The sequence below is a fragment of the Rhizobium sp. WSM1328 genome (assembly GCF_057653715.1).
The window spans coordinates 2271981-2290227 of record NZ_CM172788.1; the positions used below are offsets into that span (position 1 = coordinate 2271981).

Annotated in this window: 16 protein-coding genes; 14 read left to right on the plus strand and 2 right to left on the minus strand. The window is 59.7% G+C overall.

What is annotated here, in order from left to right; translation table 11 throughout:
• Positions 1-52: 52 nt before the first annotated feature.
• From AC2444_RS11535 to AC2444_RS11575, 9 genes are all read left to right on the plus strand, one after another.
• Positions 53-775: a DeoR family transcriptional regulator gene (locus AC2444_RS11535; protein WP_012757756.1), complete on the plus strand. Its 723-nt coding sequence runs from the start codon at positions 53-55 to the stop codon at positions 773-775.
• 176 nt (positions 776-951) lie between these two features.
• Complete coding sequence (deoC, locus tag AC2444_RS11540) at positions 952-1980, plus strand: deoxyribose-phosphate aldolase (RefSeq protein ID WP_041935535.1); 1029 nt, start codon at positions 952-954, stop codon at positions 1978-1980.
• Between the two features lie 5 nt (positions 1981-1985).
• Positions 1986-4373, plus strand: coding sequence for an aldehyde dehydrogenase family protein (locus AC2444_RS11545; protein ID WP_012757758.1), 2388 nt, complete (start codon positions 1986-1988; stop codon positions 4371-4373).
• A gap of 159 nt (positions 4374-4532) precedes the next feature.
• Positions 4533-4988, plus strand: a complete 456-nt coding sequence (locus AC2444_RS11550; RefSeq protein ID WP_128449147.1) for an RbsD/FucU family protein — start codon at positions 4533-4535, stop codon at positions 4986-4988.
• Between the two features lie 11 nt (positions 4989-4999).
• Positions 5000-5932 (plus strand): ribokinase, encoded by a 933-nt coding sequence (gene rbsK, locus AC2444_RS11555; protein ID WP_012757760.1) that lies wholly within the window; start codon positions 5000-5002, stop codon positions 5930-5932.
• The gene (locus AC2444_RS11560) at positions 5929-6804 is read left to right on the plus strand and encodes a carbohydrate ABC transporter permease (protein WP_012757761.1); all 876 of its coding nucleotides are present in this window, start codon (positions 5929-5931) and stop codon (positions 6802-6804) included. The genes rbsK and AC2444_RS11560 overlap by 4 nt, the downstream gene beginning before the upstream one ends.
• Positions 6801-7829, plus strand: coding sequence for a carbohydrate ABC transporter permease (locus tag AC2444_RS11565; protein WP_012757762.1), 1029 nt, complete (start codon positions 6801-6803; stop codon positions 7827-7829). Before AC2444_RS11560 ends, AC2444_RS11565 begins: the two co-directional genes overlap by 4 nt.
• Before the next feature lie 44 nt (positions 7830-7873).
• Complete coding sequence (locus AC2444_RS11570) at positions 7874-9328, plus strand: extracellular solute-binding protein (protein ID WP_012757763.1); 1455 nt, start codon at positions 7874-7876, stop codon at positions 9326-9328.
• A 216-nt stretch (positions 9329-9544) separates the two neighbouring features.
• Positions 9545-10633: an ABC transporter ATP-binding protein gene (locus AC2444_RS11575; protein WP_012757764.1), complete on the plus strand. Its 1089-nt coding sequence runs from the start codon at positions 9545-9547 to the stop codon at positions 10631-10633.
• A gap of 274 nt (positions 10634-10907) precedes the next feature.
• Here AC2444_RS11575 and AC2444_RS11580 read toward each other — a convergent pair whose 3' ends face one another.
• Positions 10908-13127 carry an OmpA family protein gene (locus tag AC2444_RS11580; RefSeq protein ID WP_012757765.1) on the minus strand — a complete coding sequence of 740 codons (2220 nt, stop codon included), beginning with the start codon at positions 13125-13127 and terminating at the stop codon, positions 10908-10910.
• Positions 13128-13458: 331 nt separating this feature from the next.
• On the opposite strand from AC2444_RS11580, the gene AC2444_RS11585 reads away from it, so the two are divergent.
• From AC2444_RS11585 to AC2444_RS11600, 4 genes are all read left to right on the plus strand, one after another.
• Positions 13459-14232, plus strand: a complete 774-nt coding sequence (locus tag AC2444_RS11585; protein ID WP_003560025.1) for a transporter substrate-binding domain-containing protein — start codon at positions 13459-13461, stop codon at positions 14230-14232.
• 113 nt (positions 14233-14345) lie between these two features.
• The gene (locus AC2444_RS11590) at positions 14346-15152 is read left to right on the plus strand and encodes an ABC transporter permease (RefSeq protein ID WP_003560027.1); all 807 of its coding nucleotides are present in this window, start codon (positions 14346-14348) and stop codon (positions 15150-15152) included.
• Positions 15149-15979, plus strand: coding sequence for an ABC transporter permease (locus tag AC2444_RS11595; protein WP_012757766.1), 831 nt, complete (start codon positions 15149-15151; stop codon positions 15977-15979). Before AC2444_RS11590 ends, AC2444_RS11595 begins: the two co-directional genes overlap by 4 nt.
• Positions 15980-16141: 162 nt before the next feature.
• Complete coding sequence (locus tag AC2444_RS11600; RefSeq protein ID WP_012757767.1) at positions 16142-16408, plus strand: usg protein; 267 nt, start codon at positions 16142-16144, stop codon at positions 16406-16408.
• A 64-nt stretch (positions 16409-16472) separates the two neighbouring features.
• On the opposite strand, the gene AC2444_RS11605 is transcribed toward AC2444_RS11600, so the two are convergent.
• Positions 16473-17198 (minus strand): DUF2270 domain-containing protein, encoded by a 726-nt coding sequence (locus tag AC2444_RS11605; protein ID WP_012757768.1) that lies wholly within the window; start codon positions 17196-17198, stop codon positions 16473-16475.
• 115 nt (positions 17199-17313) lie between these two features.
• Here AC2444_RS11605 and AC2444_RS11610 point away from each other — a divergent pair, with 115 nt between their 5' ends.
• A complete protein-coding gene (locus tag AC2444_RS11610; RefSeq protein WP_012757769.1) occupies positions 17314-18132 on the plus strand; it encodes a class I SAM-dependent DNA methyltransferase in 819 nt (272 codons plus the stop codon).
• The last annotated feature ends 115 nt before the right edge of the window (positions 18133-18247 follow it).

An 18247-nucleotide genomic window follows, 5' to 3' on the forward strand; every position in this document is an offset into this window, starting at 1 on the left:
AATTTTGATCAGAACACTATTCCAGGTGTAAACGATAAGGGAGAGATGCGATATGGATAGTCGCAAGGGCCGGCGCATCGCAGTCTTATCCGAGGCCCTTTCACAACATCGCATTCTGCACATCAAGAATGCTGCGGAGATCCTGGGCGTCTCAGAGATGACGGTTCGGCGTGATGTCGGCGCCAATGCAGACCAATTCGCGTTTCTCGGCGGCCATATCGTTCCGGCTATCGAAGCGGAAAACGATCCCTATGAAATTTCCAAGGCAGCCGACAGTCATGCCGCTGCAAAACGGCAAGTTTGCATACAAGCCATTGATTACATTCACCATGATGATACGGTGTTTTTCGATTGCGGCACCACGTTACCCTATCTGGTCGATCTCCTCCCAGACCAGATTCATATAACGGCGATCTGTTACGCCATGAATGTCGCCGATCGTCTGACGCGAAAACCCAACGTTCGCCTTGTTATGCTCGGTGGTCTTTATCACCCAGCATCGGCGAGCTTTTCCGGTGCCTCGGGGCTGGAAATGCTCGATCAGCTTGTGATCAACGTGGCATTTCTTTCAGCAGCCGGTGTCGATGCCCGGCGTGGCGCGACCTGCGCGCATTTTCACGAAGCGGAGATCAAGAAAAAGGCGATGTCCCGGGCACGAAAGAATATTCTTCTCGCCGACAGCAGCAAAATCGGCAAGCTCAAGCCAGCCTTTTTCAGCGACATGAAGTCGTTCGACGTGGTCATCACCGAAAACGGCATGGACGATTTCGACTGAGAAATCCCGCATTTTTTCTGCGTCTGGCGAAATCTAAACTTGACGCAGCGGCGCGGTGATGCAAACTTCACAAACAGTGAAAAAAAAATCACATTTGAGCCAGTCGTGAAACTTCGTCTGCGTGCCTCTTCACTGATGGCAACAGGATCTTCACGCTCGGATCGGGAGGATTCTAGTTGGAAACCGTTGCTGTTCACAATGCGGCAAACGCGGCGCATCATGGAGGCCCTTCGCGATTGCCGGACGGCACCCATAACCGGCCGCGCAATACCGGTATGGGACTCGATCTGTCGTGGGTGCTTGATACCCGGGTCAACCTGTCTGCAACCGAGCGCCGCGTAGCCTCGCTTCCTGGGCGCCGCACCGTCAAAAAGGACGCACAGGCTGCTTGGCTCCTGAAGGCGGTGACCTGCATCGACCTGACAACGTTGAACGGCGACGATACCCCTGAACGCGTCAAGCGGTTGTGCGCGAAGGCGATGAATCCGATACGCGCCGACATTCTGGATTCTCTCGGCATGAGCGGCCGTTCGATCACCACCGGCGCCATCTGCGTCTACCATCGTTTTGTTGCAACGGCCGTCGAGGCGCTCGGAGATTCCGGCATTCCGGTCGCCGCGGTTTCGACCGGTTTCCCTGCCGGCCTCAGCCCGCACCACCTCAAGGTCAAGGAAATCGAGGCGTCAGTTGCCGATGGCGCGAAGGAAATCGACATCGTCATCACCCGCGAGCATGTGCTGACCGGCAACTGGACAGCACTTTACGAGGAAATGAAAGAATATCGCGCAGCCTGCGGTGATGCGCATGTCAAAGCCATTCTGGCGACCGGCGACCTGAAGACGCTCCGCAATGTCGCCAGGGCCTCGCTGGTCTGCATGATGGCCGGAGCCGATTTCATCAAGACCTCGACCGGCAAGGAAGGCGTCAATGCGACGCTGGCCGTGACATTGACCATGCTGCGGGCGATCCGCGCATATCAGGAGCGCACCGGTATCAAGATCGGCTACAAGCCGGCCGGAGGCATTTCCGCGGCGAAGGACGTGTTGAACTACCAGTTCCTGATGAAGGACGAACTGGGGCGCGAATGGCTGGAGTCCGATCTCTTCCGCATCGGTGCATCAAGCTTGCTTGCGGATATCGAGCGGCAGCTGGAGCATCACGTCACCGGTGCCTATTCGGCCCTCAACAGACACCCGATTGGATGATCCAGATGACTGTTGCAAAGTATTTCGACGAAATGTCCTACGGCCCCGCCCCTGAATCCGATATCGAAGCTCGCGACTGGCTGGCGCGCCACGCTTCCGGTTTCGGTCACTTCATCAATGGCGCGTTCGTGCCCTCCGCGTCGGTCAAGAACTTCGACACGTTCGAGCCGGCCACCGGCAAGGTCCTGGCCAAGCTTGCGAATGGCGGCGCGGCCGATGTGGACAATGCGGTTGCTGCGGCCCGCAAGGCACAGGCGTCATGGGCGCGGCTGCCGGGCCACGCGCGGGCGCGCCATCTCTATGCGCTTGCCCGGATGATCCAGCGCCATGCGCGTCTGATTGCTGTGGTCGAGGCAATCGACAACGGCAAGCCGATCCGCGAAACCCGCGATCTCGACGTGCCCCTGGCGGCTCGTCATTTCTATCATCACGCCGGATGGGCGCAAATCCAGGACACGGAATTTGCCGATCATGTGCCGGTCGGCGTCGTCGGCCAGATCATCCCGTGGAATTTCCCATTCCTGATGCTGGCCTGGAAAGTGGCGCCGGCTTTGGCACTCGGCAACACCGTCATCCTGAAGCCTGCCGAATTCACCTCGCTGACGGCGCTTCTCTTTGCCGAACTGGCATCCGCGGCGGGCCTTCCGCCGGGCGTACTCAATATCGTGACGGGAGAAGGCGAAACAGGCGCGCTGCTCGTCGGGCATGCGGATATCGACAAGATTGCCTTTACCGGATCGACCGAAGTCGGGCGCGTTATTCGCGAGCGTACCGCGGGTAGCGGCAAATCCTTGACGCTGGAACTCGGCGGCAAGTCCCCTTTCGTCGTTTTTGACGACGCCGATATCGACGGCGCCGTGGAAGGCGTGGTCGACGCGATCTGGTTCAACCAGGGACAGGTCTGCTGCGCCGGTTCGCGGCTTCTGGTCCAGGAAGGCATTGCCGATCTTTTCCACGAGCGGCTGAAGCGCCGGATGGAGACATTGCGGGTCGGTCAGCCTTTGGACAAGTGCATCGATATGGGTGCGATCATAGCGCCTGTGCAATTGACGCGGATCGAAGCGCTGGTGAAAAAGGGAGTTTCAGAAGGCGCGACGCTGCATCAGGCCAAGATCGACCTGCCGAAGGGCGGCAGCTTCTACCCGCCGACGCTTCTCAGCGGCGTGCAGCCGACATCGATCGTCGCGACCGAGGAAATCTTCGGGCCGGTCGCGGTCTCCATGACTTTTCGCACACCGGAAGAGGCGATCCAGCTTGCCAATCACACCCGCTACGGCCTCGCCGCCAGCGTCTGGAGCGAGACGATCGGCTTGGCGCTGAACGTTGCGGCAAAGCTCGCAGCCGGCGTGGTCTGGGTGAATGCCACCAATCTTTTTGATGCCGCCGTCGGTTTTGGCGGCAAGCGCGAATCCGGATTCGGCCGCGAAGGCGGACGCGAAGGTTGCTACGAATATCTGAAGCCGAAGGCTTGGGTCGGTCGCAAGGCGCGCGCAGCCATGCCTGCACTTTCGCAGGCGAAGCCGGTTGCCGGCGATTTTGCCCTGCCAAGCATCGACCGGACGGCAAAGCTCTTCATCGGCGGCAAGCAGGCACGCCCGGACGGCAATTATTCCCGTGTCATCGCCTCACCCAAGGGCAAGGCGATCGGGGAGGTCGGCGAAAGCAACCGCAAGGACATCCGCAATGCGGTGGTTGCCGCACAGGCCGCCTCCGCCTGGTCGAATGCGACCACTCATAACCGCGCCCAGATTCTCTATTACATCGCCGAAAACCTCAGTGGCCGCGCCGACGAGTTCGCCTCGCGGATAACAGCGATGACCGGAGCTTCCGCAGCCAATGCAAATGCCGAGGTCGACGCCGCGATTTCCCGTCTCTTCACCTACGCAGCCTGGGCGGACAAATATGAAGGCGGCATTCACCAGCCACCGCTTCGCGGCGTTGCCCTGGCCATGCCGGAAGCCATCGGCGTCGTTGGCGTCATTTGCCCGCCGGAAGCGCCGCTGCTCGGCTTTATCAGTCTGATTGCGCCGTTGATTGCCACCGGCAATCGTGTCGTCGCCGTGCCGAGTGAGGCCTTCCCGCTTTCGGCCACGGATTTCTATTCCGTTCTGGAAACGTCGGATGTGCCTGCCGGTGTCGTCAATATCGTCACCGGGTCGGCGATCGAACTGGCAAAGATCCTTGCCGCGCACAATGACGTTGATGCGTTGTGGGCCTTCGGCTCGGCTGAACTTTCGACGACGGTGGAGAAGCTGTCTTCGGGCAATCTCAAGCGAACCTTCGTGGACAATGGCAAGGCGACGGACTGGATGGACAAAGCCGCTGCCGAAGGCGCGCTATACCTTCGGCGCGCTGTAGATGTGAAGAATATCTGGATCCCCTACGGAGAATAAGGGCTCCAACTCTGGTCATTCGGGCGGGAGGAGAACCGCACCGGCAGGCGAGAACAATGGAATTTGAGGGAATCGCAGAGCTGTAACGGAGCTGCGGTTATCGGGTTCTGTTTTGCGGCACGAGGTGCTGCGAAATGGTGCAACTAAGGGAGGATTTCCATGCTGAAGAATATCGATCCGGCTCTGAATGCGGATGTGCTGCACGCGCTCCGGTCCATGGGGCATGGCGACACGGTCGTCGTTTCCGACACCAATTTTCCTTCGGATTCCATTGCCCGGCAAACGGTGCTCGGCAAGCTGTTGCGCATAGACAATGTGTCCTCTGCCCGCGCCATCGAAGCTATTCTTTCGGTAATGCCGCTGGATACGCCGCTGCAGCCGTCTGCCGGGCGAATGGAAATCATGGGCGCGCCGGACGAGATCCCTCCGGTGCAGCAGGAAGTCCAGGTCGTTGTCGACGGCGCCGAGGGCAAGCCGGCGCCAATGTATGGCATCGAGCGTTTCGCCTTCTATGAGGAAGCCAAAAAGGCCTATTGCGTCATCACCACGGGCGAAAACCGCTTCTACGGCTGCTTCCTGTTCACCAAAGGCGTGATTCCGCCGGAAACCGTATGAGGGGAAACGAAATGAAGGTGGGTGTTTCGATCCTCGGGATTTTCGTCGCCGACACGGCCTATCTGGCCAAGCGCATGCCAAACATTGGCGAAACCATCACCGGGACCGGTTTTGCGGTAGGCCCGGGCGGCAAGGGATCCAACCAGGCTGTTGCTGCAGCTCGCGCCGGTGGAACAGTCTCCTTCATCTCGAAGATCGGCCGCGACACCTTCGGCGATATGGCGCTGAAGACCTATGCGGAAGCAGGCGTGACGCCGAAGGTTGTACAGATGGACGATATGCCGACCGGCGCTGCCTTCATCTACGTCAATGACAGTAACGGCGACAATGCGATCATCGTCTATCCAGGCGCCGCAGGCACCATCGGCGTTGGTGATGTCGAGGCGGCACGCGAAACCATCGAGCAATCGGCTGTTTTCGTGACCCAGCTCGAACAACCGGCCGAAGCGGCGCAGCGCGCCCTCGAAATCGCCCATGCGGCCGGCGTTACCACTGTTTTCAATCCAGCACCGGCCGAGCCGTTTCCGGACACGATCTATCCGCTCTGCGACTATATCGTGCCAAACGAGACCGAGGCGGCGGCGATCGTCGGCTTTCCGCTCGACACGCTCGACGACGCCAGACGGGCTGGCGACGCCTTTCTTGTCAAAGGCGTGAAAGCCGCGCTGATCACCCTGGGTGGTCGCGGTGTGCTCTATCATACGGCCGGGCAATCGGTTCATGTTCCCGCGATCTCGGCGGGAGCAGTCATTGATACCACCGGCGCCGGCGACGCATTTGTCGGTGGTTTCTCGGCAGCGCTCTCGCGGGGCTTTAGTCCGGTCGAGGCCGTGCGTTTCGGCTGCGCGACCGCCGGTATCGCGGTGACGCGGCGGGGTACCGCGCCTGCAATGCCGACGATCGAGGAAATCGAGGCGCTTCTCCAGAAAGGAGGCGCAGCATGACCCGCAACGATCCGGTCAAACACTTCTTCATCTGGCCGGCGTTGCTGATCGTGCTGGTGATCTCGATCTTCCCGCTGATCTATTCGCTGACCACCAGCTTCATGAGCCTGCGCCTCGTGCCGCCGATCCCCGCGCATTTCGTCGGCTTCGGCAACTATACGGAATTGCTTCAGAATCCACGCTTCTGGAGTGTCACCTGGACCACGACGATCATCGCTTTTGTCGCGGTGTCGCTGCAGTATGTCATCGGTTTTTCCGTGGCGCTGGCGCTCAGCCGTCGGGTGCCTGGCGAAGGTTTGTTCCGGGTCAGCTTCCTGGTGCCAATGCTGGTGGCGCCCGTTGCCGTTGCACTCATTGCCCGCCAGATCCTCAACCCGACGATGGGCCCGCTCAATGAGTTGATGACCGCCTTCGGCTTTCCCAATCTGCCGTTTCTGACTCAGACCAGATGGGCTATCGGCGCCATCATTTCCGTCGAAGTGTGGCAGTGGACACCCTTCGTCATCCTGATGCTTCTTGCCGGGCTGCAAACCCTGCCGGAGGACGTCTACGAGGCTGCCGCGCTTGAAAATGCCAGTCCCTGGCAACAGTTCTGGGGGATCACTTTCCCGATGATGCTGCCGATTTCGGTGGCTGTGGTCTTCATCCGCCTCATCGAGAGCTACAAGATCATCGACACGGTGTTCGTCATGACAGGCGGAGGGCCCGGCATTTCGACCGAAACGCTCACCTTGTTCGCGTATCAGGAAGGCTTCAAGAAGTTCAACCTCGGCTACACCTCCGCCCTCTCCTTCCTGTTCCTGATCGTCATCACCGTGATCGGGCTCGTCTATCTCGCCATCCTGAAGCCCTATCTGGAGAAGCACAAATGAGTGTGCGTGACCTCAAAGGATCCGGCCGCTGGTGGGCGCTCGCAGGCTGCCTGCTGTGGCTGGCCTTCACCTTCTTTCCGCTTTACTGGGTCGCGATCACCTCGTTCAAGTCGCCGCTTGGCGTCGTCGGCGGGCCAACCTATATTCCATTTGTCGACTTCGACCCGACGCTGACAGCCTGGAGCGAGCTTTTGTCGGGCGCGCGTGGCCAGTTCTACAACACCTTCATCGCCTCGACGATCATCGGGCTTTCCGCATCGGTGCTGGCCACCTTCATCGGATCGATGGCAGCCTATGCGCTGGTGCGCTTCACCTTCGAGGTCAAGCTGCTGTCCGGCATAATTTTCGTCGTTGTTGCCTTTGGCGGATATCTTCTCGGCCGTCATGTGCTGGGCTACGGGCAGGCTATTTCGCTGATCTTTGCCTTTGTTGCAGCGCTTGCGCTCGCCATCGGCTCCAGCCGAATGAAGCTTCCAGGGCCGCTTCTTGGCAATGATGATATCGTCTTCTGGTTTGTCAGCCAGCGCATGTTTCCGCCGATCGTCGCCGCCTTTGCCTTGTTCCTGATGTACACGGAAATGGGCAAGTTGGGGTTCAAGCTGGTGGACACCTATACCGGGCTCACCTTCGCCTATGTCGCCTTCTCGCTGCCGATCGTGATCTGGCTGATGCGCGATTTCTTTGCGGCACTGCCGGTTGAAGTCGAAGAGGCGGCGATGGTCGACAATGTGCCGTCGTGGAGAATTTTCTTCGGTATCGTCCTGCCCATGTCCAAGCCGGGCCTGATCGCGACATTTATGATCACGCTCGCCTTCGTCTGGAACGAGTTCCTGTTCGCACTCTTCCTGACCAGTTCCAAATGGCAAACCCTTCCCATTCTCGTCGCCGGGCAAAACAGCCAGCGCGGCGACGAGTGGTGGTCGATATCGGCAGCCGCCCTGGTCGCGATCATACCCATGGTCGTCATGGCGGGCATTTTGAGCAGGCTGATGCGGTCTGGCCTGCTTTTAGGAGCAATAAAGTGACCGTTCGACAAGCCTAGTCATTGTTCAATTCCGGGGAGGAAAACATGAGAAGATTGCTATTGAGTTCAACGGCCGCAGGACTACTTGCTGCGGCGGGCGTCACATCCGCGCTCGCGTGCGAACCGGACTACACCGGTGTCACGCTCACCGCTACGACGCAGACAGGCCCCTATATCGCCTCTGCGCTACAACTCGCGGCCAAGGGCTGGGAAGAAAAGACCTGCGGCAAGATGAATGTCGTCGAATTTCCGTGGTCGGAACTCTATCCGAAAATCGTAACCTCGTTGACCTCGGGCGAAGACACGTTCGACGTGGTCGCCTTTGCGCCGGCCTGGGCACCGGACTTCACCGATTTTCTCTCGGAAATGCCCAAGGCGATGCAATCAGGTGCCGACTGGGAGGACATCGCGCCGGTTTACCGCGAGCAACTGATGGTTTGGAACGGCAAGGTCCTGTCGCAGACCATGGACGGTGACGCCCATACCTATACCTACCGCATTGATCTGTTTGAAAACGCGGAAAACCAGAGCGCCTTCAACGCGAAGTATGGCTACGATCTGGCCCCACCGAAGACATGGAAGCAGTATCTCGACATCGCTGAATTCTTCCAGCAGCCGGACAAGGGCCTTTGGGGCACGGCGGAAGCCTTCCGCCGTGGTGGCCAGCAATTCTGGTTCCTGTTCAGTCACGTGGCGGGATACACCAGCCATCCCGACAATCCCGGCGGCATGTTCTTCGATCCTGACACGATGGATGCGCAGGTCAACAATCCAGGCTGGGTGCGCGGCCTGGAGGAATATATTCGCGCCTCCAAACTGGCACCGCCAAATGCGCTGAACTTCTCGTTCGGCGAAGTGAACGCAGCCTTTGCCGGTGGCCAGGTCGCGGAATCGATCGGCTGGGGCGATACCGGCGTCATCGCCGCCGACCCGAAGCAGTCCAAGGTTGCTGGCAATGTCGGTTCGGCATCGCTGCCGGGATCCGACGAGATCTGGAACTACAAGACCAAAAAGTGGGACAAGCAGCCCGAGGTCGTCCAGACTTCCTTCATGGCCTTCGGCGGTTGGCAGGCAGCCGTACCGTCGTCCTCCAAGAACCAGGAGGCCGCTTGGAACTATATCCAGTTCCTGACGAGCCCGGCGGTTTCCGGTCAGGCGGCGATTACCGGCGGCACAGGCGTCAATCCATACCGTCTTTCGCACACGACGAATACAGCGTTGTGGTCGAAGATCTTTTCCGAGCGTGAGGCCAAGGAATATCTTGGAAGCCAGAAGGACGCGGTGACCGCCAAGAACACGGCGCTCGACATGCGCCTGCCGGGCTATTTCTCCTATACGGAAATTCTCGAAATCGAGCTTTCCAAGGCATTGGCTGGAGAGGTGACGCCGCAGCAGGCGCTGGATACCGTGGCTGCCGGATGGAACAAGCTGACGGACGAGTTCGGCCGCGACAAGCAACTGGCAGCCTATCGTTCGTCGATGGGCCTGCCTGCGAAGTAAGCCCATCCTCAACATCTCATCCCGGCGGTGCCGGGATGAGATCAGACATCGTTGAAAGAAGAAGCAAACTATCGCCGCTTAGAGTGCCGTGCGTCCTTTCGGACGAAGGACGCTCTAACTCTTTCAATCCTCGCATCGTGCTTTCCGAAAATCGATTCCGATTTTCGGGCCGATGCGCTGGGCCAGGCGATGGAATTCTCATGAAAAGGTTACAGCATGTCCCAGGTGCGTTTGGATCAGGTCACCAAATCCTTTGGTAGCGTTGAGGTCATTCCTCCGCTCGATTTGGCAATTGCCGACAAGGAATTCGTGGTTCTTGTCGGGCCTTCCGGCTGCGGGAAGACAACCACCCTGCGGATGATCGCGGGGCTGGAACAGACGACATCAGGGGAAATACGTATTGGCGAGCGGGACGTTACTGCGCTGCGCCCGGGTCTGCGCAATTGCTCGATGGTGTTTCAGAATTACGCGCTCTATCCGCATATGACAGTCGCCGAAAACATCGGCTACGGCATGAAGGTGCGCGGAACGCCGAAGCAGGACATCGATGCCGCCGTTGCAAATGCGGCGCGCATTCTCAATCTCGGTGCCTATTTGAAACGCAAGCCGAACGCGCTCTCAGGTGGCCAACGCCAACGCGTGGCGATCGGCCGGGCGATCGTTCGCCAGCCGGATGTGTTCCTGTTCGACGAACCTTTGTCCAACCTCGACGCTAAATTGCGCATTGAAATGCGAACAGAAATCAAGCTCTTACACCGCAGGCTCAAAACCACGATCGTGTACGTTACACATGATCAGGTAGAGGCGATGACGATGGCAGATCGGGTCGTGGTCATGAATCAAGGGCGGATCGAACAGGCCGCTGACCCGATCACCCTTTATGAATCCCCGAAGAATCTCTTCGTTGCTGCCTTCATCGGCTCGCCAAGCATGAATTTCATCGAGGGGCAACTTGTGCAAAACTCCGGTGGAATTGCCTTCCAAGCTGAAGGTGGCGTCGACATTGCAGTTCCTACGCAAAAAGCGGAGCGCCTTTCGGCGGCAGTGGGACAGTCAGTGGTTCTCGGAATTCGACCGGAGCATACTATGGCTGGGGATCCCAACGTTCCAACTGTGAGCCTTCAGGTCGCCGATATCGAGCCTCTCGGTCCATACACACTGGCGATCGGCAAGGTCGGGTCAGCACCCTTTACTGCCCAGATCCACGCGTCATCGCGCGTTGGACCGGATGACAGGATTAGCGTTCCAATTGATACTCAAAAAATGCACTTTTTCCTTAAAAGTACCGGAGACACGGTGGGCTAAGAAGCATCGTGAACTTATACGGCAATCCACGAAGAGGACAGTCGGACATCGCGATCTGCGCCGTATGAATTCAAAGATACGTGGCGTCGGCAGCGCCGCATAGGCGCTAAAGGGCGTGGCAATGCCTCGATAGTCGACGACAATCCGCTCTCCTGCCGGCACCGCCCCGCCGGGGAGAAGAGCGAGCCGCACTTCTCAACCATCCTTCAAGCCACTTGGAAAGAAGAAGCAAGACCGAAATGCCCCTCCCCGAAAATGGGGAGGGGCAACATCATTACTTGTTGGCAGCGACCGGGCGGACCAGTGCCGTGACGCGGCGGATGGTGACGCGGCGGTTTTCCTGCTCAGGGGCCGACGTGTTGACCTTCAGGTAGCTCTCACCATAGCCCTGCGTCGCCAGATTCTCCGGCGCGATGCCGTAGACGTCGGAGAGCACGTTGGCGACCGATTCCGCCCGCTGGTCGGAGAGGATTAGGTTGCTCTGGTCAGAGCCGACGGCATCGGTATGACCTTCGATCAGGAAGGTTTCGCTCGGATCCTTCTCGAGTACCTGGCTGATCGCGTCGGCGACCTTGCGCAAGGTGCGCGCCTGGGTCATCGGGATATCGGCGCTGCCGGTCGCGAAGGTGATCGTGTCGAGGTCGATGCGACGTACCTTGTCGCGGATACGGGCCGAGTACTTCACCTCATCCAGCGAATAGACGCGCTCGACCGGCTCGACTGGCGGCTCGCTCAGGAACTCGTAATAGTCCCGGTTCGGGTCGCTGCGGGTGTCGATGATGTAGTCGCTGAGCGGCACACGCAGCCGCATCGGCGGCAGGTCGGCACCCGGATCCTCGAAATAGTCGCGGTCCGGATCGTCATAGAGATCCTGCGAATAATAGAGCACGTTCTCGCGTCCGCGGGCATCGACGCGCGACCGCTGGATGATGTCGCCGTAGCGGTTGCGGATCGTCACGATGCGATAGCCTTCCGGCCGCGTGATCGTCTCGCGGTAGCGGTCGCCGGACAGCTCTTCGTAGCTCGGCCGTTCGCCGTCGCGCAGGAAGCGCCTGTCATCGTCGCCGCGCACGATCGTCCTGTTGTCGTACTGGATGATCACCCGGCTGTCGTCGCTCCCACGGTCGTCGAAGCGCGCACCGTCGGGACGGACGAATCGTGGCCGCTCGTCGAGCTTCCTGCCCTTCTCGCGCGTCACCGCCTCGAGTTTGACCGGCGCCGGCGCCTTGCCGCCGGTGGCGGCCTGTGCATCGGCATCCGAGGTCGGCACCTTCACCTCCTGGCTGTCGGCGCGCTGCCTGTCGCGGTCGCGGCGGCCTTCCCGGCCCTTGCTGCGGTCGGCATCCTTGTCGCTGTCGAGCACGGCCGCACCGTTCTCCACGGGCAGCACGACGGTCTCGCTGCTCTTGGCCGGATCTGCGGCGATCTTCTTGCGGCGTTCCAGCTCCTCGGGCGAAGCCTTTTCCGGCGCCGGAATAGCCTGCTCCGCCTGCTGGCTGCCGCTGGCATCCGGCAGCGGCTGGGCAGTGTCAGTTGCGGGCGCGGTCGGCTGTGCGCCGGCGGGCTGTTCACCGGCAGGCTTTGCTGCCGTGCCATCTTTGGGCTTTTCGGCGGGGGCAGCTTCCGGTGCCGCCGCCTTGTCTTCGGTCGCCTTGCCTTCGGTTGCCTTGCCTTCGGTCGCCTTGTCTGTGGGTGCTTTGTCTGCTGGTGCTGCAGTCTCACCCTTTGCCGGCTTTTTCTCGGCCGGCGCCTCGGCGGCGGGTTTTGCTTCAGGCGTGGCTTCGGGCTTGGCCGATTCCGCAGTCGGCTTCACGGCTTCGGGAGCGGCAGGCTGAGCTTCTTTTTCAGCCTTGCCCTTGCCTTTATCCCGGCCCTGGGCCTTGTCCTGTCCTTTATCCCGTTTGCCGCCTTCCGGCTTGGCTTCGGGCTGTGCCTGCTCCGCTTCCGGCTGAGCTTCCTTTGCTGCCGGCTGCTGTTCTGGTTCGGCCTGCTGCGCCTCCGTCTTCTTCGGCTTTTTCGGCTTTTCCTGGGTTACCGGCTGCTCGGCCTCGGGCTGCGCTTCTGATTTGGCTTTCCGCTGGGGCTTGCTTTCCGGCTGCTGAGCAGGCTCTTCTTTCGGCGCTGCTTCGGCCTTGGGCGCCTCCGGCTCTGCCTTGGGTTCCGGCGCCGGAGCTTCCTTGCGCTCAGCCTTCGGCTTTTCCGCGGGCGCTTCCTGCTGCGCCGGCTTCTCGGCGGCGGGCGCCTGTTCGGCCGGGGCTTCCTCCTTCTGCTTGCGCTTCTTCTTCAGCAACTCCTCTTCGGAAGGCGCATCCTGCGCCACCTCGGCTGGCGCATCTTGCGCCACCTGGAAGCTGCCCTGCTCGGCCTGCCGCACGGGCGAAGCCTGCGTCGCGACGTCACGTACGGCCGCCATCGCCGCTGCCGGCTGCAAAGCCAGCGAAAGAGAAAGCAACGGAAAAGCCGCGCTTGCGAACAATCTTGATTTCATGCCCATCGGGTTTCCTCGATCCTGTTTGAGCTTCTTGAGGCCGCCAGGCCCTGGTTCCGCCCCTAGCTTCGCATTGAGGCGAAACGGCGGAATGGCAATTGCCGAGCCGCCGATTTGTTCCGGTTCTAAGAAGTTGGGGATTAACCTCGCGTGAATGTTGCAGTCTGCCGGCGTTCATCTCGCCTGCTATTTGCACCGCACAATTGCGATGGGATTTGTGTTGCAATTCCATGAAAAAAAGTCTGATTATCGCCGCAAGGCGGTCTCGGCACCGTTGAACTGCGGCCGTCAGCCCAACAGAAATAAGGAGCGACGGCTACCAACAGAGAGGATCCTCATGCTTAATTCTACCCGTATTTTCGCGGCAGCCTCGATCGCGGCGATGTCCCTTTTTGCCGGATCGGCCATGGCCGATGGCGAGAAATATGTGATCGGCACCGATTCGACCTATCCGCCCTTCGAATTCGTCGATGCCAGCGGCACCATCCAAGGCTTCGACATCGATATCACCAAGGCGCTCTGCGCCGAGATGAAGGCTGAATGCACCTTCGTCAGCACCGACTGGGATGGCATCATCCCGGCGCTCAACGCCAAGAAGTTCGACATGATCGTCTCCTCCATGTCGATCACGCCGGAGCGTCTGAAGCTCGTCGACTTCTCAAACAAGTACTACAACACCCCGCCGGCCATTGCCGTGCCGAAGGATTCGACGATATCAGACGTCGCCGGCCTCAAAGGCAAGGTGATTGGCGCGCAGACCTCCACGACGCACGCCAACTACGCCGAAAAGCATCTCGCCGACACCGAGCTCAAGCTCTATCCGACCGCTGACGAATACAAGCTCGACGTTGCCAGCGGCCGTGTCGACGCCGTCATCGACGACGTCGTCGTTCTTTCCGAATGGGTCAAGTCCGACGCCGGCGCTTGCTGCAAGATCCTGACGACCCTGCCGGTCGACAAGGAAATCAATGGCAACGGCGCAGGCATTGCTATCCGCCAGGGCGATCCGCTCAGGGAAAAGCTGAACACGGCGATCGCTGCGATCCGCGCCAGCGGTGAATATAAGAAGATCCAGGACAAGTACTTCGACTTCGACGTTTACGGCCAATAAGAAATTCGTTATCTGGCCGACGAAGGTAATGGCGGAAGGCTTGCTCTTCCGCCATTTTTGTTTGACAAGGATTGCAAGATTAAAACGGCAAAAGCCGTGAGGGGAATTCTCGCATGGGCGGATTATTTTCCGCGCTGAGCTCCTTCTGGAGCTGGATTGTGCACATATTCGATCCGCTGTGCGGACCCGTTGGCATCTTCACGTGGTTAGGTCAGTCGACGATCCTTGCCTGTGGCGATACCGGCTGGGGCGACGAGATTGCACTTGGCCTGCAGGTCACCATTTCAGTGGCGATCGTCACCCTGCCGATCGGCCTCGCCATCGGCTTCCTGGTGGCGCTCGGCCAGCAGTCGGAGGAAAAGCCGCTGCGCCTGGCGGCCGGTATTTACACCACGATCTTCCGCGGCCTGCCGGAGCTTTTGACGCTCTTCATCATCTATTACGGCATGCAGATGCTAATCCAGTCTCTGCTGACCTTCGTCGGTTATGACGGACCGCCGATCGAGATCAACGCCTTCCTCGCCGGCGTCATCGCGCTTTCGGTCGTCTTCTCCGCCTACTGCTCGGAAGTGCTGCTCTCGGCCTTCCGCGCCATTCCCAAGGGACAATATGAGGCGGGCGACGCGCTGGGGCTGCATCGCGGCCGCACGCTGCGCCTCATCGTCCTGCCGCAGCTCGTGCGCATCGCGCTGCCGGGACTGACGAACCTCTGGATGGTCCTCCTGAAGGACACGTCCTACGTCTCGATCATCAGCCTTGCCGATATCCTGCGCCAGACGAGTGTCGCCGTACGCGTGACCAAGGAACCCTTCTTTTTCTATGGTCTGGCCTGCTGCCTCTATCTGGTGCTCGCCATCCTTTCCTCCTTTCTGCTCGTCTATGTCGAGCGCTGGGCCAAGCGTTCGGAGATCCGCCGATGAGCTACGCCGAAACACTGATCCCGCCGCAGCCCGCACCCCGGGAAGTGATGAAGCCGATGACACCGGCGCGCATGGCCGGCTATATCCTCGTCGCTCTCTGGGCTCTGCTTGGGGTGCTCCTGGTGATCTCCGTCATCAATGGCTGGGATCCGGAAAAATTCACCCGCTACGGGCCGCGTTATCTCCATGGCCTCTGGATAACGCTGAGCCTCGTTTTCATTTCCGTTATCTGCGGCGCCATCCTGTCGCTGCCGCTTGCCGTGGCGCGCATGTCAAAGAACCGGGTGCTGAATGCGCTGGCCTACGGCTACATCTATTTCTTCCGCGGCACGCCACTGCTTGCCCAGCTGTTCCTGGTCTATTACGGCCTCGGCATATTCCGGCCGCAGCTTGAGGCCGTCGGCATCTGGTGGTTCTTCCGCGAAGCCTGGTATTGCGGCCTCTTTGCCATGACCATCAACACCGCGGCCTACCAGGCGGAAATCCTGCGCGGCGCCATCGAAAGCGTGTCGCATGGCCAGCACGAGGCGGCCGCGGCACTCGGCATTCACAAGTTCATCGCCTTCCGCAAGATCATCCTGCCGCAGGCTCTCATCGTCGCACTTCGCCCTTATGGCAACGAAATCATCCTGCTGATCAAGGGCTCGGCGGTCGTCGCCATCATCACCGTACTCGACCTGATGGGCGAAACCCGTTACGCCTTCTCCCGCACTTTCGACTACCAGACCTATCTCTGGGCGGCGATCTTCTACCTCACCATCGTCGAAGCCTTACGCCATCTCTGGGCCTGGTTCGAGCGCCGCCTGACCCGGCATCTCAAGCGCTGAGCCTTTGGCAGCACTCTCGGGACGATGCTGCCAAACCATTGATATTAAAAATAAATTGCCCTTTTACGAAGTATCTGTAAAGCTTCCGTTAACCACTCGCATGTTTCCATATCATGCAGCGCTAATAAGCGCGCGAGTGGGAACAAGAAGAAGCGGAATACGATGCACAAGGAAATGGAAAAACAACTGAAGGGCTATGGTCTGACGACCGCCCAGATCCTCTACCGCCTGCCGGACCACCCGGTGATCCTACAAACCTATGTCTGGCAGGATTACGACCTCGCCCCCGATTTTCCCGAAATGCGCGGCTTCCTGAAATTCTGGGAAGAGAAGCTCGACGGGCCGCTGCATTCGGTGCGCTACATCCACCGCAAGCTGATCTCGGCAACCGAGTGGCGGGCACTGAAGGGCGAGTTGATCCTGCACTGATCGGTTCTGGAGCATGATGCCGAAAAGTGTGAACGGCTTTTCGTAGAACATCATGCTCACCAGATCAGACATGTGCTTCGCCATGGCCGAATTCGCCTTCGTCGCGATCCGAGCGCAGGGCGAAACCGAGCATGCCGACATAGAAGGCGATGACGATTGCAATGACCGCAAGGCCGGGAACCGGCCCGAGCACGGCATTGTCGATGACATAGGCCCATGACTGCGCCTGCAGCGCCGGCATTCCCTCCGTCTGCAGTTTCGGCGTCGAGATCTTCAGGCACCAGGCGAGCAACAGGATGAAATACATCCAGCCGTAATTGCGTTTAAGCCGGCGGTGCATCGCCTCTTGATAGCTGAGCAGAAAGCGCGGCTTGCGCAGGCTACTGGCGACCACCACTGCCCATTCGCTGCCGGCATTGGGGTCGGGCGCCAGAATCTGTGCGAAATAGCAGCGCTCGATCTGGCGAATGCGAGCGCGATAGATATCGAAGAAGCGGTAGCGCCGCGCCTCGATCATCAGAAGCAGCGTCACCAGCATCATCCCGAACAACAGCACTCCGTGATGCGAGGTCGGCGTCGACAGCGACACCGAGAGGAGTGCGGCGACCACCGTGATCGCCCAGTTGGACGTCCGGTCGATGCGGTCGCGCCAGCTCGTCATCCGCCCGAGTTCACCGCGGTAATAATGGCAGAGCGTATTGGTGACCTCGCCTGGTGTGCTAGGCAGCAGCAATGGCCACCCGCCCTCTCCTTCCCTTGCCGATGAAGTCCCGTCTTCCTCCATTTTCATGGCTCATTCCTCCCTTCGTCTTCTTTTCGGCCATTCTGCGCCCGCAATCGCGCCATTGCAAAACATCGAAAGCCGTCTTAGACGCATGCCTGAAACAAAAGGACGATGGACTGTGATGGCAAAGAAGATCGACGAAGATGCCCTTGGCGAGGCCTACAACCGCGCGCTGGAGCTGGAAAAGGCCGGAGATGTTGATGCGGCCGTTGCAGCCTATGAGGAAGTCCTGGCACTCGATCCCGACGATCACGGTGGTGCGGCCGTACGCATCGCCGCGATGGGCCGCGGCGAAACGCCGGTCAAGGCGCCCGATGCCTATGTCGAGACCTTGTTCGACCAGCATGCCGAGGTTTTCGAGGACGTGCTCGTCGAGCAGCTCGGCTATCACGTGCCGATGCTGGTGCGCCAGCGCCTGCAGGCGCTGAAGCTCGGACCGTTCAAGCGGCTGCTCGATCTCGGCTGCGGCACGGGCCTCACCGGCGGCGCGCTACGCGACCTCTGCGCTGATATGACCGGCATCGACATATCGGAGAAAATGGTCGAGATCGCCCATGAGAAGGATCTCTACGAGACGCTCTTCGTCGCCGAGGTCGAGGATTTCCTCGACGACAACGACGAGGAAGCCTTCGACATCATCGCCGCCACCGACGTGCTGCCCTATCTCGGCGCACTCGAACCGCTGTTCTTCGGCGCCGCCGAGAACATAATGCCGGGCGGATTGTTCATCTTCTCCTCGGAAACCCTGCCTGAGGAAATTCTCGCCGGCCGCGCCTATATGGTCGGCCCGCACCAGCGCTTCGCTCATGCCGACGCCTATGTCAGAGAACGCCTGACGGCCACGGGTTTCGAACTCGTCGAGATATCGGATATCAACGTGCGCATGGAAGAAGGCCGGCCGACACCAGGCCATTTGGTGATCGCCCGGTATAATGGCTGACGCCAACACCTGGTAGATCGGCTGACGGAATACTTGCACGGTTGGCGAAGTATCTGTTGCGAAATGTGTCATGACCTGATAGTTAGTCGATCGGTAAAGTTTACCGCAACGATAG

What these genes read in the sequence shown, in the direction of transcription:
- AC2444_RS11580 (WP_012757765.1), bottom strand. Translation starts at nt 13,127, where the DNA reads ATGGGCATGAAATCAAGATTGTTCGCAAGCGCGGCTTTTCCGTTGCTT.
- AC2444_RS11585 (WP_003560025.1), top strand. Translation starts at nt 13,459, where the DNA reads ATGCTTAATTCTACCCGTATTTTCGCGGCAGCCTCGATCGCGGCGATG.
- AC2444_RS11600 (WP_012757767.1), top strand. Translation starts at nt 16,142, where the DNA reads ATGCACAAGGAAATGGAAAAACAACTGAAGGGCTATGGTCTGACGACC.
- AC2444_RS11565 (WP_012757762.1), top strand. Translation starts at nt 6,801, where the DNA reads ATGAGTGTGCGTGACCTCAAAGGATCCGGCCGCTGGTGGGCGCTCGCA.
- AC2444_RS11550 (WP_128449147.1), top strand. Translation starts at nt 4,533, where the DNA reads ATGCTGAAGAATATCGATCCGGCTCTGAATGCGGATGTGCTGCACGCG.
- AC2444_RS11575 (WP_012757764.1), top strand. Translation starts at nt 9,545, where the DNA reads ATGTCCCAGGTGCGTTTGGATCAGGTCACCAAATCCTTTGGTAGCGTT.
- AC2444_RS11605 (WP_012757768.1), bottom strand. Translation starts at nt 17,198, where the DNA reads ATGAAAATGGAGGAAGACGGGACTTCATCGGCAAGGGAAGGAGAGGGC.
- AC2444_RS11535 (WP_012757756.1), top strand. Translation starts at nt 53, where the DNA reads ATGGATAGTCGCAAGGGCCGGCGCATCGCAGTCTTATCCGAGGCCCTT.
- AC2444_RS11595 (WP_012757766.1), top strand. Translation starts at nt 15,149, where the DNA reads ATGAGCTACGCCGAAACACTGATCCCGCCGCAGCCCGCACCCCGGGAA.
- rbsK (WP_012757760.1), top strand. Translation starts at nt 5,000, where the DNA reads ATGAAGGTGGGTGTTTCGATCCTCGGGATTTTCGTCGCCGACACGGCC.
- AC2444_RS11560 (WP_012757761.1), top strand. Translation starts at nt 5,929, where the DNA reads ATGACCCGCAACGATCCGGTCAAACACTTCTTCATCTGGCCGGCGTTG.
- AC2444_RS11610 (WP_012757769.1), top strand. Translation starts at nt 17,314, where the DNA reads ATGGCAAAGAAGATCGACGAAGATGCCCTTGGCGAGGCCTACAACCGC.
- AC2444_RS11590 (WP_003560027.1), top strand. Translation starts at nt 14,346, where the DNA reads ATGGGCGGATTATTTTCCGCGCTGAGCTCCTTCTGGAGCTGGATTGTG.
- AC2444_RS11570 (WP_012757763.1), top strand. Translation starts at nt 7,874, where the DNA reads ATGAGAAGATTGCTATTGAGTTCAACGGCCGCAGGACTACTTGCTGCG.
- AC2444_RS11545 (WP_012757758.1), top strand. Translation starts at nt 1,986, where the DNA reads ATGACTGTTGCAAAGTATTTCGACGAAATGTCCTACGGCCCCGCCCCT.